Annotated in this window: 1 protein-coding gene; it reads left to right on the top strand. The window is 68.6% G+C overall.

The window, feature by feature from the left end; genetic code table 11:
• Positions 1 to 652: HD domain-containing protein (locus AC1DWF_RS35405; protein ID WP_476843135.1), on the top strand; the 652-nt coding region annotated here is incomplete at both ends.

The raw sequence follows: 652 nt of genomic DNA, 5'->3' as shown, positions 1-652 counted from the left end.
GCGCATGGTGAAGGCCGCGCGGGACCGCAACCTCGAGATCCATCCGCTCGCCATCCGTGCGCTGATCCGGCATTCGCGCCAGGCCGACCGGCTCCGCGGCGATCCCGAGGCCAGCGCCCTCTTCCTCGACCTGCTGACCGGCAAGGATGCGGCAAAGTGGCTGCGGCTGCTGAACGAGGCGGGCTTCCTCGGGCGCTTCATCCCGGAATGGGCGCGCATCGTCGGCCTGATGCAGTTCGACACCTACCATGTCTTCACGGTGGACGAGCACACGATCGAGGCCATCGGCGTGCTGCGCCAGATCGACCGCGGCGAACTCAACGAGATCGCCCCCGTCGCCACCGAGCTGATGACGCAGCTGCAGTCGCGCCGCGCCCTCTACATGGCGACGCTGCTGCACGACATCGCCAAGGGCCGCGGCGGCGACCACAGCGAGCTCGGCGCCCGCTTCGCGCAGGAGATCTGCCCGCGCCTCGGCATGAGCGCGGAGGAGACGGAGACCGTCTCCTGGCTCATCCTGCACCACCTCCTGGTGTCGCAGACCGCCTTCAAGCGCGACATCGAGGACCCCAAGACCATCCTTGATATCGCCGACCAGGTGCAGTCGCCGGAGCGGCTGCGCCTGCTGCTGGTGCTGACAGTGGCCGACATG

The sequence above is a fragment of the Aminobacter sp. P4_D5 genome (assembly GCF_056401815.1).
The sequence above is the reverse complement of the archived record's forward strand: the minus strand, read 5'-3'. Positions and strand labels throughout refer to the sequence as shown.